Here is a 14,739-nt window from a genome sequence, read left to right as displayed (position 1 = left end):
TTCGCGCGGTCGATTCGCACTGACGGAGCACAGGATTCCGCTTACTTGCTCACGGGGCCAAGGCGTAACCAGTAGTCCATAGTCAATCGTCAAGCTCAAGTCTCGCTCAGACTTGATCGAGTTTCCTTGACGATCACTCAGGCAGTCCGCGATTGTCGTGTCCATGCCGCCCCTGGGGAGGGAGCGAAACGGAGGGAACCATGAGCGCCATAACTCGCGCATGCACAGCCGTCGCGCTGACCGCGTTTCTCGCCATGGGGGCCGGAGGAGTGGGCCCGCTTTCGCCGAAGACGCCCCGCCGGCGGTCAATGCCGACCAGGACGGGAACCCGATCCCTCAGGCACCGGACGACGCCGACGTCGATGCTCCGAAGGCCCCGCAAGGATGCCTGCCCGACCCGGGATTCTCCTTCTCCCATGTGAAGGGCACGTTCGTCAAGGACAAGAGCAAGACCGTCTACGGACAGTCCGGCGTCACGCTCTCGGTGGCCAAGGGCCACACCTGGACCGGCACCATGACATATGCGGCCAAGATTGAGGAGTCAATTCTCGTCGCTTCCGCCGAGGAGACCATCAGCGGCTCGATTTCCTACGCGAAGACCACCACCGTCACCCTTGGCGGGACTTGGAAGGTTCCGGCGAGCCAGCGGGACGGATGGCTCGCCCTTGGCTCGAAGGGATATTCCTTCAACTGGGAGCGGGGTTCCTATAACGGCGGCTGCAAGTGGATCGTCTCGAACCACGGGACCGCCAAGCTCCCGGCACTCTCGCCCTACATCGCCCACTCGTGAGTTGAGGACGATCTGATGAAGCGTTCCCTGCTGGCCGTCGGTCTGTCGGCCCTGGTGCTTGTGTCGGCCTGTTCCGGCAGCACGCACCCCCGGTCGACCGCCACTCACGGGGCGACGACGGGGACCAGCACGCCCCACTCTCCGGTACAGACCCCGACGAGCCCGGACCGCCTTCCCAATCCGATCCAGTCGCCGCTCCCTGTCGGATCAAAGACGCTATACACGGGATCGGGTCACGGTAAGGGCGGTGTCACGCTTCCCGCGTCAGCGGGGAAGGCCTCATCCATCACGGTGATGTGGACATGCGCCGGTCCCTCCAAGTTCGACATCATCGCCACCGGAAGGCCTCTCGCCGGGTCTCAGTGCGGCGACGGGAGCGGCGTTTTCACCGCCGAGATCCCGCACGCCCATATGCACGAACTGGCGTGGAAGTTCTCAGCGGCCGATTCGGTGATCTGGCGGATCGTCGTCACCCAACCACCCGGGAACTAGGAACGAGCGCACCGACGCCTGGCAGAATCCGGCGCATTCCAGCCGAGCTACGCGACACGTTCTCCCCCGGGCCACGCTCGTCAACGAGAAGGTCGCAGTGTCCATGGCGACCAAGCGGGACAAGCTCTAGCTGTATTGACCTGAAGCGTTGTTGACGCGGGTGATGGGTGGGTGGCCGCCGAGTGCGGTGTGGCAGCGGTGGTGGTTGTAGATGTGGAGGAAGTCTGCCAGGGCGGCGGTTCGTTCGTGGTTGCTGGTGTAGGGGCGGATGTAGGCCCATTCGTCGAGCAGGGAGCGGTTGAAGCGTTCGACCTTGCCGTTGGTCTGCGGTCGGTAGATGCGCGTGAGCTTGCCCGTCGCGTCCAGGTCGGCGAGTGCCTGCTTCCAGGCGAAGCTCTTGCGGTAGGGCCGTGCGTTGTCCGTCAGGACGCGTTCGATGCGGTGGATGCCGCAGGTGGCGAAGAAGGCTGCGGCCCGGGTCAGGAAGGCCGCGCAGGTGGCGGCCTTCTCGTCCGGGTGGACTTCGCTGTAGGCGAGGCGGCTGTGGTCGTCGACTGCGGAGTGGACGTAGTCGAAGCCGGTGGTGCGACGGCGGTCGGGGCAGGCGGCACGGCCGTGGACGCGCCGGCCTCCGCCGTCGGGGATGCGGCCGAGTTTCTTGACGTCGACGTGGATCAGTTCGCCGGGCCGGCTGCGTTCGTAGCGGCGGATGACCTGTCCGGTGGGCCGGTCGAGGTAGGCCAGGCGGTTCAGGCCGTGCCGGGCCAGGACCCGGTGCACGGTGGAGGCGGGCAGGCCCAGGATCGGACCGATGCGAGCCGGCCCAGCTTGCGCTCTCGTCGTAGCCGGCAGACCTGGTTCTCGACCGGCGCCGGAGTGCGGTGTGGTGTGGTGTGCGGACGGCTGGGACGATCGTGCAGGCCGGACTCGCCCTCTGTCCGCCAGCGACGCAGCCACTTGTGGGCCGTGGCCCGCGAGATGCCCATCTCGGCGGCGACATGCGCGACGGGACGGCCGGAACGGACACGCTCGATCAGCAGCCGCCTGCCGTGAACGGTCAGCCGGGCATTACGGTGAGACACGAAGACCTCCGTGCGGTGCAGTCCTAGACAGCTCCACCACACCGGAGGTCTTTGCCATGATCAAGCACCCTGGCTGTCAACAACGCTCGTGATCAATACAGGCGGTGATCAGCTGGGATGTATGGACAACCTCTGGAAAAGGACCGTCCCGTTTGACCTGATTCAAGGGGTGTCCTCGGACAACGAAGTTGGTCGTCCTGACAACGAACTCAATGCGAAGCCGACGGCCAAGCTTCGGCGAGCGGCCAGAGCCCAGCTGCCGGCAGGGAAACCGTGCAGGAGCCGCAGCGCGGGCGCGTCCGCCGGGCCCGCCTCCCGGTAGAAGATCTCGTGGCCCGGCGATGGGGGATGAATCGCGGCTCAGTAGTTTGTACGTCGATGAATGACGATGGCAGACCCTGGGACGTGGCTGCTCCTCTCGTGCGGGCCGCCCGGAGCGGCGACGCGCTCGCCATGGACGACCTGCTCGAACTCGTCACGCCTTACGTCACCCGGCTCTGCGCCCCCATCGCCCCGGCCGACACCGCCGACGCCGTGCAGGAGTCGCTGCTCGCCGTCTTCCGGGGGCTGCGCGGACTGCGGGACCCGATGGCGTTCTACGGGTGGGTGCGGGCGGTCACCGTGCGGGAGGCCGTCCGGGTGGCCCGCCGGTCCGCACGGGAGACTCCCGCCGAGCCGGCCGAGATCGCCAGGCTGCGCGATGCGCTCCCGGCGATCGACCGGTCGGAAATCGCTGCCGAGATTCGGGACCTGCTGGCCAGGCTGCCCGTTCAGCAGCGGGCCGTGCTTGTGCTGCGCGAGCTCGAGGGCCTCGACGAACGGACCACGGCCGGGCTGCTCGACATACCCGAGGGCACCGTGAAGTCACGACTGAGCAGGGCCCGTTCCTCCTTCCGGAAGGCGTGGACACGGTGAACGGCACCTCCGACCCGGTTGCCCGGCTGCGGGTCGTGGCCGCAGGGCTGCGCGCTCCGCTGTATGCCGAACGACGCATCGGGCTGCCCTTCGAACAGGTGTGGGCGGTGGTCGCCGACCTGGAGGGCGAGCTGCCTCATCTCCTCTCGTTCGTGCGGGAGTTCCGCGTCCCGGCTGGGGACAGCGCGCGCAAGTCGGCGCGAGCGGTGGATGCGATCGGGTTCCGCGGGACCTTCGACGTGCGGCTCGCCCCCGGCTGGTGTCTGATGCAGTCCCGTCTGGTGACCATGGGCATGGCGGCAGTGCCGGACGGTGACTGCACCCGGTTCGCGGTGTGCGGTGCGATGCGGCCCGCCGTCCTCGGCCCCCTGCAGCGGCTCTACCGGCGGCTGCTCGGGGAACGGCGGGCCCGTGCCTTCTTCCGGGAGGTGGAGCGGCGCGCCGCGCTCCGTCAGTAGGCGCTGCCCCCGGCCGGATCCTCCACAGGCGCTCCCTGGCACAGGTCGCGAATCGACCTGGCCACCAATTCTGGACGTTCTTGAGGGAGTTGGTGCCCCGCGCCCGGTGCGATCCGTACCGTCAGGTTGTCGGCGTACGGGTCGCCGGCGAGCAGTGCCGGAGGGATCACCGGGTCGAGCTCGCCGCCCAGGACCAGCGTCGGCACGGTCAGCCTGCGACGGCGGTGGGTGCCGCGCAGGCCGGCCGGGATGTCGCGCACCACGTACTGCCAGAACAGCGACTGGCCGGCGTGGGCCGAGGCCCGGGTCGCCTCGGCGTACTCGGTCAGCTCGGCCTGAGTCCACAGCCCTGGCCCGGCAGGACCGCGCCGCAGCAGATACCGGGTGAAGGCCGGCCAGTGGCGCAGCACCAGGCGGCCGAGGACCGGGTATTCGATGAGCGCCGTGAACCACATCCGCCACAGGTTGGGCAGGACAGCGCGGTGCGGCGTCCAGGGGTGAGCCATGTTCAGGGCGAGGAAGGCACGGAAGCGCTCCGGGGCCTGCTGGCAGAGCCGGAAGCCCACCCCCGCACCCCAGTTGTGGGCGGCCAGCGTCACCCGGTCCACGCCCAGCGCGTCCAGCACGGCGAGCACATCGGCACCAAGCGCATCGGTGTCGTAACCCCGCCGGGTCTGCTGCGACCAGCCGAATCCGCGCAGATCCAAGCAGATGACCCGGTACGAACCAGCAAGGAGCGGGATCACCTTGTGCCAGGCGTACCAGTGCTGGGGGAAGCCGTGCAGCAGGACCACGGGCTCGCCCCGGCCGGCCTCGGCGATGTGGAAGCGTGCGCCGCGCACGGTGAGGTAGCGGTGCTCGACTCCGTCGAGATGGGGCATCGCGCGATCGCTGAGCAACGTGGTGTTCATGAAGTTCCCTTCGCCGGACGTCCGGACGGATGGTGCTGCGTTTGTCCTGCCAGGAGGCGGCCGGTCCGGCGAAGGTTCCAACGGACTTTGGGAGTTGGCTTCGTTAACGAGAACGAGAACGGGCAGCAGATGTTCACCACCTCGGGAGGCGCCACAGCACACCGGGAATTCGAAACCCGAGTGAGTCGCTTGCCGCAGTCAGAGGCGGCGGCCGGCACTTGCTCGCGCTGCGTTGATACTCCACGACGGTGGCAGGTGCCGTTCCCGCAACGGATGAGAAAGCATGTTGGCCGGCTGCCGGTGAGCTGTGAAGATGCGTCTGCCTCTCAGGCGTAGGACATTTGTTCGTTTTCGTGGCCCGGCGGCCGTTCGGCAGCCAGGAGCCGAACGGCCGCGGAAGAGCTACCCCTCACAAAGCCGTGTCCAGCCGAATCGGCCAGAGCTCCTCGAGCCACCGCATTGCCCTCACCGACCGCGAAGATGTCGTTTTCGCCTCGGCGCCCTTCGTGATCACGGACCGGAGCCGCTTGCGGTGGACCGCCTCGGTCGTGGCCTGACTGCCGTGACCGACCAGAAGCATGACGGTCGAGCAACCGCAGGTCACAGCCCCCCGTGATCGGTCGTCGGCGTACTCGTCGCGCCCACCGCCTACTGCCGAAAGAAACCGGACTTCAGGTCCACGACGATGGCGTCGAGTGGATGCCCGCTGACGATGAACGGTCCACCCCAGGGCGCGCTGAGTGCGAAGAGCAACGCGAGGCTCAGCCCGACCACACTCGCAACGCCCACGACGAGCAAGGACGTTCGCAGGCTGCTGCGGAAGACCAGTGCGCCGGAGTTCACGATCAAGGCCAGCCCGCTGACCACGAGCGTGACGACGTACAGCGCGGGAACGTCGCGTTCGGCGGCGGCGATCCGAGCGCGACGGCTGCTGGTGACAGCGTCCAGGGAGACCACCAGCTCCGTGCCTGTCGGGGTGCCCACCTCGGGCCGGGCCGCCTCGGCGCGCACACTCCGCTCCAGCCGGGCGATCGCGCGAGCGGTGGCCGGGTCGTCGCCGGACGCCGCTGCTGTCCCCACCCATTCCTTGGCACGCGTGGTCCGCAAGTAGTCCAGCAGTGCCGCATGGATCGGCTCCGACCGGACTCGCGGACTCGTCGACGCCCATGCCAGGCGGGAGGCCGCGGCCGCCTCGTCGCTCACCAATCCCTCCGCCGCGCGCAGATAGCCGGCCTCACTGGCCAGTGAGAGTGCCGCAAAGATCGCGAAGGCGGCGCCGAGTGTCGGCATCAGGGGCATGGCGATCTGCGGCACCCGGTCCTGTTCCCCGACCGGTACGAGCGCCCGGACGCAGACCCGCGCCGCGGCCGCGACCAGGACGGCGAGCAGGAGCCCGCCCACCACCAGCGCCGCCGCCGGCAGCGAGGTCAACCAGTTCACCGCATCACCTACAGCGCGTTCCCGCGAGCGCCACACGGCGGCGGCGCATCGGCCCCGCGCCCTGGAGCTTCTCGACGATCACTTTCAATGAACGCTTCATGATCACAGGTCGAGCGCCTTTTGCGCTCGCGACGCCCGGCACGGCAGCTCGCTTCGTCGGCCGAACAGCTTCCTTTTTCCGGGGGCCGGGACGACCGGTCGTCGCCTCACCCGCTCATGGGCCTGGATCCATGCTCCTGCTTCGGATACTCGTCGCCGGTCCGGACGATCGTCCAGGGCGCATCAGGTCGTCGTCCTCGTGTTCGAGAATGTGACAGTGGTGGATGTACGTCGCCGGATACTCGGTGCCGCTTCCCGGAATCGACGCGATCGTACGCGTCGGCGGGGTGAATTCCTGAATGATGATTCTGGTCACGGTCTCCGGATAGGACTTGAACGTGTCCTTGTTGGACTTCACTTCGTCCGGTTCCGGCGGAATCGGTGGACCGGTGAAGTAGTTCTCCAGCACCGGCTGGTTATTGGCCCAGTAACCCCACACGGTTGCCGGCCCCAGATCCCGGTGGAAATTCCACGAGTCAGCGGGACCGGTCGGGGCGGGCACGACGACAGGCGACGCAGGCCGCCGTCAGTGCACCACGGCGTACAGCTCGCCCAGCAGAAAGAAGGCTCCCGCGAACCCGAAGCAGATCCGCATGATCGCAAGGCTCCTCCAGGGCGTTCCGTAACGGGTGCGCCGCCTGACCACCACGTCCGCCCAGTCCCACACCCACACGTCGACACCCCGGTAGCCGCATGCCACCGCCAGGCAGGTGCTGCCCGCGAGCAGCACACACAGCGCGAGCACCCCACGAATGATCAACGCCGTCCCCTTCCCCGACCCGCGACCAGCGGCGCATCGCGGCATTGTGGCAGGAGACGGCACCGGCCGGAGGCGGCCCCCCTCTTCAGGAGCCCGGCTCACACCAGGACGCGGTGCAAGGGCTGCTTGAACCCATGAACAACGCTCAGGCGTTGGGACGCTTGCCGTGGTTGGCCTTCTTCTTCTTGCGGGCGCGTCGCTTGTTCCCTCGCTTCGCCATGGCGCACATCTCCCTGATTAGGCATTTTCTGGGCATTCGCCAGTCTAGATTCGGCCCGGAGCGTCCGCATCAGCGGTGCCGCAGGCGCGGTGCCCACCACATCGTGGCATCACGTGGTGCCATCAGTGACACCACTGAGGGGCCGAGGCTCTGCGTGGCATCGCATTGACGCACCTCACTGTCGGCACGTTTTCACAGGTCAGGACTGTCGGATTAACTTCGCGCCGCCATCATGGCTCGCCGAGGCTTGCGCATGGCGCCACCATGGTGCCACTATGGCGTCATGGACCTCACGCCGTACGTCGACAACCTCCGCCGCGAACTCGCGGTGGCCGCCGAAGCCGGTGGTGAAGAAGCGCGCGAGCTGGCCGAGCGGCTCACCGCTCCCCTGGAGTCGGCGACCCGCCTGACGATGCTCAACGTGCTCTCCGCGGCGATGGACGAGATCACCCGTGACCTCGCCCCGGGCTCGGTCGACGTACGGCTGCGCGGGCTCGACCCCGACTTCGTGGTGACACGGCCGCCACGCGACGAGGTGTACGAGGAGCAGGAGGGCGGACCCGCCGAGCCGCTCAAGGCGCCGGCCCCGGCTGCCGCCGAAGGCGACGACGGCGGCACCGCCCGCGTCAATCTGCGGCTGCCCGCCCACCTCAAGGCGCGCGCCGAGGATGCCGCGAGCCGCGAGGGCCTGTCGGTCAACGCGTGGCTGGTGCGGGCGGTGTCGGCGGCCGTCGACGGCGGCACCTCGTCCCGTACGACGGGAAGCACCCACACCACCCGCGCCACCACCCGCACCGTCGGACAGAGCTTCACGGGCTGGGTTCGCTAGCCGCGCGCTCCGCCCGCCCGAATTCACCCGGAATTTCACCCTGAGAGCCAAGAGGACGGGACAGCCATGCCTTCTTTCGACACGCCCACGACGATCTCCGTCACCGCCCAGGTGGAGTGCGGGTCCATCCGGCTCATCGCCGCCGACCGGCTCGACACCCTCGTCGAGGTACGGCCCCGCGACCCGAAGAAGGACCAGGACGTGCGGGCCGCCGAGCAGACCGAAGTCGCCTACGCGAGCGGCCTGCTGACCGTCAGGACGCCCAAGGGGCGCCGGCTTTTCGGGCCCTCCGGCGTCGTCGATGTGGCGGTCGAACTGCCCACGGGCTCGCAGGTGGAGGTGACCGGCTCCATGGCCCAGGTGCAGGGCGAGGGCCGGCTCGGCGAGGTCAGGGTGAAGACGACGGTGGGTGACGTCCGCCTCGACACCACCGGCCCGCTGACGCTGACCGCGTCGCACGGCTCGATCGCCGTGGACCGGGTCGAGGGCTTGGCCGAGATCACCAGCAGCACCGGCAACGTGCGCGTCGGCGTCATCGACGGTCCCGCCGTCCTGAAGAACGCGAACGGCGCCACGATCGTCGGCGCCGTGACCGGCGAGCTGCGGGTGAAAGGCGCCAACGGCCCCATGGACATCGCGCGCGCCGAGGCGTCGGTCACCGGTACCACGACCAACGGCCCGCTGCGCATCGCCGAAGTCGCCCGTGGCGCTGTCCAGTTGGAGACCTCCAACGGCTCCATCGAGATCGGCGTCCGCCAGGGCACTGCCGCCTGGCTCGACGTCAGCTCCCACCGCGGGCAGGTGCGCAACATGCTCGCCACGTCCGAGGCCCCGGAGCAGACCGAGGACACCGTTCAGGTACGGGCACGGACCAACTGGGGCAACATCGATGTCCTCCGCGCCAAGGCCTGAGCATCCCTCCTCCCCCGCTCCCTGAGCACGCCCCGGGCTCCGGCCTCGTCTCCTACAACCCCACAGCCACTTCAGCCTTCGAACGGGAGGGCTCCATGCCTTCATCTGTCATGCCCACGCCCAGGCAGGGCAGCGGCCAGCAGCCGCCCGCCGCCGTCTCCACCGCCGATCTGCGCAAGTCGTACGGCGACAAGACCGTCCTCGACGGCATCGACCTGCGCATCCCGGCCGGCACCGTGTTCGCGCTGCTCGGGCCGAACGGTGCCGGCAAGACCACCACCGTGCAGATCCTGTCCACGCTCATCTCCGCCGACGGCGGCCGGGCCCAGGTCGCCGGCCACGACGTCGCCACGTCGCCGGACGGCGTGCGCGCCGCGATCGGCGTCACCGGGCAGTTCGCCGCGCTCGACGACCTGCTCACCGCCGAGGAGAACCTGCTTCTCATGGCCGACCTGCTGCGGCTCGGCAAGCGCGAAGGGCGCAAGCGGGCCGAGGCGTTGCTGGAGCGGTTCGGCATCGCGGACGTCGCGCACAAGCGCGCCGCGACCTTCTCCGGCGGTATGCGGCGCCGGCTCGACCTCGCCATGACGCTGGTCGGCGACCCGAAGGTGATCTTCCTCGACGAGCCGACGACCGGGCTCGACCCGCGCAGCCGCCGCACCATGTGGGAGATCGTGCGCTCGCTGGTGGCGGGCGGTGTCACCGTCTTCCTCACCACGCAATACCTGGAGGAGGCCGACCAGTTGGCGGACCGGATCGCCGTCCTCGACGGCGGGCGGATCGTCGCCGAGGGCACCGCCGACCAGCTCAAGGCCCAGATCCCCGGCAGCCATGTGCGGCTGCGGTTCACGGAGCCCGCCGAGTACGAGCGCGCGGCCGCCGCACTCCCCGGCGCGGCCCGCGACGACGAGGAGCTCGCCCTGCGCGTCGCGGGCGACGGCGGTCTCGACGCGCTGCGCGCCCTCCTCGACCGGCTCGACGCCACCGGTGTCCGCGCCGCCGACTTCTCCGTGCACACCCCCGACCTCGACGACGTGTTCCTCGCCCTGACCGGCGACGGCACCCCCGGCACCGCGCTCCACGTGAAGGAGACCCTGCGATGAGCACCCTCACCTACGCCGTGCACGACTCGATGACGATGCTGCGGCGCAACCTCAAGCACGCGCAGCGCTATCCGGCCGTGTCGCTGGGCGCCTCCATGATGCCCATCATGATGCTGCTGCTGTTCGTGTACGCCTTCGGGGACTCGATCGGCGCCGGGATGGGCGGCGGCCGGGACGCGTATCTGGAGTATCTGACGCCCGGCGTCATCATCATGGGGGTGGCCGCCGGTTCGATGTCGACCTCGATCGCGGTCTGCACCGACATGACCGAGGGCATCATCAACCGCTTCCGCACCATGAACATCACGCGCTCCTCGTTCATGACGGGTCATGTCATCGGCAGCGTCATCACGACCATGGTGAGCATGGTGCTCGTCGTGGGGGTCGCACTCGCGATCGGCTTCCGGTCCGACGCGAACCCGCTGGAGTGGCTGGCGGCGGCCGGGCTGCTCGCGGCCATCGCGTTCGCGGTGACCTGGCTGTCCGCGGCGCTCGGCCTGATCTCCAAGACGGTCGAGTCGGCGAGCAACAAGCCGTTGCTCATCCAGTTCCTGCCGTTCCTGGGCTCGGCGTTCGTGCCGGCCGACTCGATGTCGCCGGGCCTGCGCTGGTTCGCCGAGTACCAGCCGTTCACGCCGATGACCGAGACACTGCGCGGCCTGCTCTCCGGCTCGGAGATCGGCAACGACGGCTGGATCTCGCTCGCCTGGTGCGCCGGTATCGCCCTGGTCGGCTACGTCTGGTCACGGTCGCTCTTCAACAGCACCACCACGCGCTGAGCACAGGAACACACGAGGGCGGGGTGCTCACTCACCGGAAGGGAGTGAGCACCCCGCCCTCGCACGTCGCCCGGGCCGCCGGTGTCGCTCAGGCCGCCAGTTGCGTCGTCGTCTCCGCGCGCTCCGCCGTCGCCTTCGCGGCCAGGGTGTTCGCCGCGGTGTTGAAGCGGTCCATGGAGGTCGGGTGGTCCGGGCCGAGGACGTACTCCTTGAGGATGCGGCGGTCGGGGGCCATCGGGTCGGTGTACGGCGCCCGGACCGAGTTCAGGATCTCCGGGAGGCGGATGCACGCCCGGTCGAGGAGGTAGGCGCCGCCGGCGGTGGTGTAGGCGGCCCGGAATTCGGCGTCGGGCAGGTCGTGGGCGTTGGTGAGGACGTAGGGCTTGAGGCCGGCCACGAAGTCGGCGACGACCGAGGAGACGTCGCTGACGAGGATGTCGGCCTGGTTGAAGCACTCGTAGAGGGTGGGCAGTTGCCCGAGGATCACGTTGTGGCGGACCGGGCCCCGGCTCTCCCAGAAGATCCGGTGCCACTCGGCGCGCAGTTCCTGCCACTCGGCCGCCCCCGCGCGGTCGGGCACCCGGGCCTCACGCAGCTGCTCGGCGTCGTCGCCGCCGAGGTGGCCCGCCAGTTCGTCGAGGCGGGTCTGGATCTCCCTCAGCCGGGGCTTCGCCGCGGCGACCGCGGCCTCGGCCTCCGCGGCGCCGCGCTGCTCGTTGTCGGTCCGCAGCAGCTCGCGGATCGTCCTGTCGGCCGCGGCCGCCTCCGCCGAGCGCTTGCCGGTGAGCGGGTGCGGCTTGTAGATGACGCGGACGTTCTCCGCCAGGAGCTTCTCGATCAGCGGCACACCCATCGGGATCAGCGAGGTGTGGCAGTCGTCGTCGCTCCAGCCCTCCCAGGTGGGCGCGTAGAGGACGACGGGGAGCGGGCCGGGCGTGTGCTCGGCGTGCAGGCGGATCGGGGAGAGCTGCGGACGGCCCACCTCGGTGATGGCGCTGTCACTGATCGCGTGCCGTACGCGCTGGTACCGGTCGCGGCCCGCGCGGCCGGCCACCCAGATCTCGTCGTACACCTTGCTGACCCGGTTGCTGCTGGCGAGCTTGTCGCTGTCGCCGTGGCCGATGAAGACGTGCTTGGCCTCGGCGACGCGCAGCATGTGCACGTTCTTGCCGGCGTTGCCCGGGTAGAGGACGACCCGGACGCCGGACAGTTCGAGTTCGGCCAGGTCGTCGGCCTTGGGGACGCAGACCACCGGGATCCAGGTGCGGCTGAGATGGCGGAACGAGGCACGCTCCCGAAGGATGATCACCGGTCGCAGGTCGAGCTGCTCCAGCGTCTCGATCCACATGTTGACCTGGTACATGAAGTCACGGGAGACGGAGGCGAAGCTGAAGTAGAGCGCCACCTCGGGCCGGTATCCGGCCAGTTGGCGGTTGACCTCGGCGAACACCTCGTCCTGGGCGGGCATGCGGCGGACCCTGCGGTACTGGCCGAGCAGCGCGAGGACTCCCGCAAGAGTCACGCCGACGGTGAGCGCGAAGCCGGCGTACGCCGGGCCCCAGGTCCCGGCGGCCAGTGCCGCGAGCAGGCCGGCGTGGGCCGGCAGGTCCAGGTGGAGGAGCTTGCGCAGGAAGCGGCGGTAGAGGAGAGCGGGCGGCTGTTTCGGGACGGTCAGCCCGCTCATGTCGAGGTTGCGCACGACCAGCGGCAGCACCCGTCGCCGGCGGATGGCGTGGTGCACCGCCGTGTACAGCATCATCATCGCGAAGTGGGCGCTGAAGACGGCGAGCGCGGCGACCAGCACCGGGTCCGGCGCGTCCGTCCGGCTGGCCAGCGCGAGCAGCATCACCGTACGGACGGCGAACCGCAGCGGGCGGGTGAGCTGCAGCGTCGCCAGCCTGCGCACGAAGCCCGGAGCCCTGGAGTGCAGCACCTCGTCGGCGAGACAGGTCGCGGCCGACGCCGCCGCGAAGCCCCACAGGGAGGGCAGCAGCGCGCAGACGGGCAGCGCGGCGAAGGCGGCAGCGAGCAGGAGCACGAGGAGCAGGTCGGTCGTCCCGCGCACGCGCAGGACACCACACAACCGACGGATCGTCATGGGCGGATTCCCCTTCCGGGATGGCGTGCACGCTGGGGCAAACGCCGCTGTTCGCCAGTTCGACGTAGGAAGAGGGTGAAGAGTTGTACACCTGATCGAAAGAGAGCATTCACGTTCCGTTTGACCGGGGTACTCCGCCGGATTCCGGCCCCGGACCTGTCGGTACAGTCGCCGCCGGGAAGGGAGAGACGACATGCGACTTCGCTGTGCGGTGCTGGACGACTTCCAGGGTGTGGCCACCGAGTCGGCCGACTGGTCGGTGATCGAGGACCGGGTGGAGGTCGTCGCTCTGCGCGAGCACCTCGACGGCGAGGACGCCCTGGCCGCGGCCCTCGCCGACCACGACATCGTCGTCACCCTGCGCGAACGCGTCGTCTTCTCCCGCTCGCTGATCGAACGCCTCCCGCGGCTGAAGCTGCTCATCGCCTCCGGGATGCGCAACAGCGTCATCGACTACGCCGCAGCCGAGGCGCACGGTGTCACGGTGTGCGGTACGGCGAGTTCGTCGACGCCTCCGGTGGAGCTGACCTGGGCGCTGCTGCTGGGTCTGGCCCGCGGGATCGTCGAGGAGAGCAACGCGCTGCGCTCGGGCGGCCCCTGGCAGTCCACCGTCGGTGCCGATCTGCACGGCCGCCGGCTCGGTCTGCTCGGACTGGGCAAGACCGGCAGCCGGGTGGCACGGGTCGGGCTCGCCTTCGGCATGCGGGTCGACGCCTGGAGCCGGAATCTGACCGAGGAGCGGGCCGCGGAGGTGGGCGTGAACCTCGCCGCTTCCAAGGAGGACCTGCTGGCCGCCGGCGACTTCGTCTCCGTCCACCTGGCCCTCTCGGAGCGGACCCGGGGTCTCGTGGGTGCCGCCGAACTCGCCCTGATGAAGCCGACCGCCTACCTGGTCAACACCTCCCGGGCGGCGATCGTGGACCAGGACGCCCTGCTGGCCGCGCTTGGCGAGGGCCGGATCGCGGGCGCCGGTGTCGACGTCTTCGACACCGAGCCGCTGCCCGCCGGCCACCCGATGCGCACCGCGCCCCGGCTGCTCGCCACGCCCCACCTCGGCTATGTCTCGCGGGCCAACTACACGACGTACTACGGCCAGGCGGTGGAGAACATCCAGGCCTACCTCACGGGATCTCCGGTACGACGCCTGCCCTGAGGTTCCGTCAGCCCGTCACCGGGCGCCGGTAGATCCCCTCGTTCCGGTGCAGATGGTGGAGGTCCACCAGATAGCGCCGGAGCGTCACATGGTCGATCTCGTCGGAGTCCTCGCACCAGGCCCGCAGCCGCTCGTTCACGACGCGTTCCGGGTACTCGGCGCCGGGCTCGAAGGTCTGCTCGGCGATGTGCCGCAGCACCAGCTTCTTACGGGTCCACTGGGCGGGCAGCCGTACCAGCCGCCCGTCCCGGACGAAGGTGTCCAGGACGGCGTCCGGGCCGTCCCCCGCGCGGGGCGCAGGTCGCTCCCGCCGGGCCAGCTCGCGGAACAGGTCGTAGGAGACGGCCAGTTCGCCCGGCGCGCCGTCCGTCACCACTCCCTGTTCGCGCAGCCGGAGCAGGGCCCGGGCCGTGTCCTTCGCGGACAGCCCGGCCGCCTCCGCGACCCGCTCGGGACTGTCCGCGCCCAGCGCCACGGCGGCGAGGGCGCGCAGCCGGCGCTCCTCGGCGAGGAGCCCGATCAGCTGCCGGGCGCGGTCGGTCGTGTCGGTGTCGGTGGTCATGGCCGCAGGTTAGAGGGACGGCCGGACCGGACGCCTCTCATTAAGAACTCCTATCGGAATGACTTCAGGCGTCGCCAGCAGATGAGTGCGCATCCGAGAGTGAGGAACGCTTCGTGGATGTCGTCGCGGATCTCCC

The 14,739-nt window shown here is 69.4% G+C and carries 15 protein-coding genes and 1 pseudogene; 8 read left to right on the top strand and 8 right to left on the bottom strand.

The genetic code is table 11. From position 1 onward, the window contains the following. The first annotated feature begins 220 nt into the window (after positions 1-220). Positions 221-790 carry a hypothetical protein gene (locus ACIRU3_RS26495; RefSeq protein ID WP_404060838.1) on the top strand — a complete coding sequence of 190 codons (570 nt, stop codon included), beginning with the start codon at positions 221-223 and terminating at the stop codon, positions 788-790. A 618-nt stretch (positions 791-1,408) separates the two neighbouring features. Here ACIRU3_RS26495 and ACIRU3_RS26490 read toward each other — a convergent pair. Then, a pseudogene (locus tag ACIRU3_RS26490) lies at positions 1,409-2,364 on the bottom strand (IS481 family transposase). 378 nt (positions 2,365-2,742) lie between these two features. Between ACIRU3_RS26490 and ACIRU3_RS26485 the strand changes: the two are divergent. Together ACIRU3_RS26485 and ACIRU3_RS26480 are read left to right on the top strand one after the other, a co-directional pair. Then, entirely contained in the window at positions 2,743-3,279 is a 537-nt protein-coding gene (locus ACIRU3_RS26485) for an RNA polymerase sigma factor (RefSeq protein ID WP_400060551.1), read from the top strand. Continuing rightward, positions 3,276-3,737: a hypothetical protein gene (locus tag ACIRU3_RS26480; RefSeq protein WP_404060835.1), complete on the top strand. Its 462-nt coding sequence runs from the start codon at positions 3,276-3,278 to the stop codon at positions 3,735-3,737. Before ACIRU3_RS26485 ends, ACIRU3_RS26480 begins: the two co-directional genes overlap by 4 nt. Here the strand turns inward: ACIRU3_RS26480 and ACIRU3_RS26475 are convergent. The 5 genes from ACIRU3_RS26475 to ACIRU3_RS26455 all read right to left on the bottom strand — a co-directional run bounded on the left by ACIRU3_RS26475 (position 3,731) and on the right by ACIRU3_RS26455 (position 7,167). Next, the gene (locus tag ACIRU3_RS26475; RefSeq protein WP_404060832.1) at positions 3,731-4,648 is read right to left on the bottom strand and encodes an alpha/beta fold hydrolase; all 918 of its coding nucleotides are present in this window, start codon (positions 4,646-4,648) and stop codon (positions 3,731-3,733) included. The two genes, ACIRU3_RS26480 and ACIRU3_RS26475, sit on opposite strands and share 7 nt — an antisense overlap. A gap of 648 nt (positions 4,649-5,296) precedes the next feature. Beyond that, entirely contained in the window at positions 5,297-6,088 is a 792-nt protein-coding gene (locus tag ACIRU3_RS26470) for a hypothetical protein (protein ID WP_404060829.1), read from the bottom strand. A 214-nt stretch (positions 6,089-6,302) separates the two neighbouring features. Then, positions 6,303-6,689 (bottom strand): hypothetical protein, encoded by a 387-nt coding sequence (locus ACIRU3_RS26465; protein WP_404060828.1) that lies wholly within the window; start codon positions 6,687-6,689, stop codon positions 6,303-6,305. A gap of 24 nt (positions 6,690-6,713) precedes the next feature. Then, on the bottom strand, positions 6,714-6,947 hold the full coding sequence (locus ACIRU3_RS26460; protein WP_404060825.1) for a hypothetical protein: 234 nt from the start codon (positions 6,945-6,947) through the stop codon (positions 6,714-6,716). 145 nt (positions 6,948-7,092) lie between these two features. Beyond that, a complete protein-coding gene (locus ACIRU3_RS26455) occupies positions 7,093-7,167 on the bottom strand; it encodes a 50S ribosomal protein bL37 (RefSeq protein WP_100661309.1) in 75 nt (24 codons plus the stop codon). A 283-nt stretch (positions 7,168-7,450) separates the two neighbouring features. On the opposite strand from ACIRU3_RS26455, the gene ACIRU3_RS26450 reads away from it, so the two are divergent. From ACIRU3_RS26450 to ACIRU3_RS26435, 4 genes are all read left to right on the top strand, one after another. Then, entirely contained in the window at positions 7,451-7,996 is a 546-nt protein-coding gene (locus tag ACIRU3_RS26450; protein WP_404060822.1) for a hypothetical protein, read from the top strand. A gap of 66 nt (positions 7,997-8,062) precedes the next feature. Then, positions 8,063-8,908: a DUF4097 family beta strand repeat-containing protein gene (locus ACIRU3_RS26445; protein WP_404060820.1), complete on the top strand. Its 846-nt coding sequence runs from the start codon at positions 8,063-8,065 to the stop codon at positions 8,906-8,908. 110 nt (positions 8,909-9,018) lie between these two features. Continuing rightward, complete coding sequence (locus ACIRU3_RS26440; protein WP_404061258.1) at positions 9,019-10,011, top strand: ATP-binding cassette domain-containing protein; 993 nt, start codon at positions 9,019-9,021, stop codon at positions 10,009-10,011. After that, positions 10,008-10,790, top strand: coding sequence for an ABC transporter permease (locus tag ACIRU3_RS26435; RefSeq protein WP_404060817.1), 783 nt, complete (start codon positions 10,008-10,010; stop codon positions 10,788-10,790). Before ACIRU3_RS26440 ends, ACIRU3_RS26435 begins: the two co-directional genes overlap by 4 nt. Positions 10,791-10,878: 88 nt before the next feature. Here the strand turns inward: ACIRU3_RS26435 and ACIRU3_RS26430 are convergent, their stop codons facing one another. Next, the gene (locus ACIRU3_RS26430) at positions 10,879-12,888 is read right to left on the bottom strand and encodes a hypothetical protein (RefSeq protein WP_404060814.1); all 2,010 of its coding nucleotides are present in this window, start codon (positions 12,886-12,888) and stop codon (positions 10,879-10,881) included. A gap of 193 nt (positions 12,889-13,081) precedes the next feature. On the opposite strand from ACIRU3_RS26430, the gene ACIRU3_RS26425 reads away from it, so the two are divergent. Continuing rightward, the gene (locus tag ACIRU3_RS26425; protein WP_404060811.1) at positions 13,082-14,041 is read left to right on the top strand and encodes a D-2-hydroxyacid dehydrogenase family protein; all 960 of its coding nucleotides are present in this window, start codon (positions 13,082-13,084) and stop codon (positions 14,039-14,041) included. Positions 14,042-14,048: 7 nt separating this feature from the next. Here ACIRU3_RS26425 and ACIRU3_RS26420 read toward each other — a convergent pair whose 3' ends face one another. Beyond that, a complete protein-coding gene (locus tag ACIRU3_RS26420; RefSeq protein ID WP_404060809.1) occupies positions 14,049-14,603 on the bottom strand; it encodes a DUF2087 domain-containing protein in 555 nt (184 codons plus the stop codon). Between the last annotated feature and the right edge of the window lie 136 nt (positions 14,604-14,739).

The organism is Streptomyces sp. NPDC101151 (genome assembly GCF_044768335.1).
Taxonomy (GTDB): Bacteria; Actinomycetota; Actinomycetes; order Streptomycetales; family Streptomycetaceae; genus Streptomyces.
The sequence above is the reverse complement of the archived record's forward strand: the minus strand, read 5'-3'. Positions and strand labels throughout refer to the sequence as shown.

Bases quoted from the DNA above. Each gene is read 5' to 3' on its own strand.
- ACIRU3_RS26495 (WP_404060838.1), top strand. From the start codon at position 221: ATGCACAGCCGTCGCGCTGACCGCGTTTCTCGCCATGGGGGCCGGAGG.
- ACIRU3_RS26485 (WP_400060551.1), top strand. From the start codon at position 2,743: ATGAATGACGATGGCAGACCCTGGGACGTGGCTGCTCCTCTCGTGCGG.
- ACIRU3_RS26475 (WP_404060832.1), bottom strand. From the start codon at position 4,648: ATGAACACCACGTTGCTCAGCGATCGCGCGATGCCCCATCTCGACGGA.
- ACIRU3_RS26450 (WP_404060822.1), top strand. From the start codon at position 7,451: ATGGACCTCACGCCGTACGTCGACAACCTCCGCCGCGAACTCGCGGTG.
- ACIRU3_RS26445 (WP_404060820.1), top strand. From the start codon at position 8,063: ATGCCTTCTTTCGACACGCCCACGACGATCTCCGTCACCGCCCAGGTG.
- ACIRU3_RS26440 (WP_404061258.1), top strand. From the start codon at position 9,019: ATGCCCACGCCCAGGCAGGGCAGCGGCCAGCAGCCGCCCGCCGCCGTC.
- ACIRU3_RS26435 (WP_404060817.1), top strand. From the start codon at position 10,008: ATGAGCACCCTCACCTACGCCGTGCACGACTCGATGACGATGCTGCGG.
- ACIRU3_RS26430 (WP_404060814.1), bottom strand. From the start codon at position 12,888: ATGACGATCCGTCGGTTGTGTGGTGTCCTGCGCGTGCGCGGGACGACC.
- ACIRU3_RS26425 (WP_404060811.1), top strand. From the start codon at position 13,082: ATGCGACTTCGCTGTGCGGTGCTGGACGACTTCCAGGGTGTGGCCACC.
- ACIRU3_RS26420 (WP_404060809.1), bottom strand. From the start codon at position 14,603: ATGACCACCGACACCGACACGACCGACCGCGCCCGGCAGCTGATCGGG.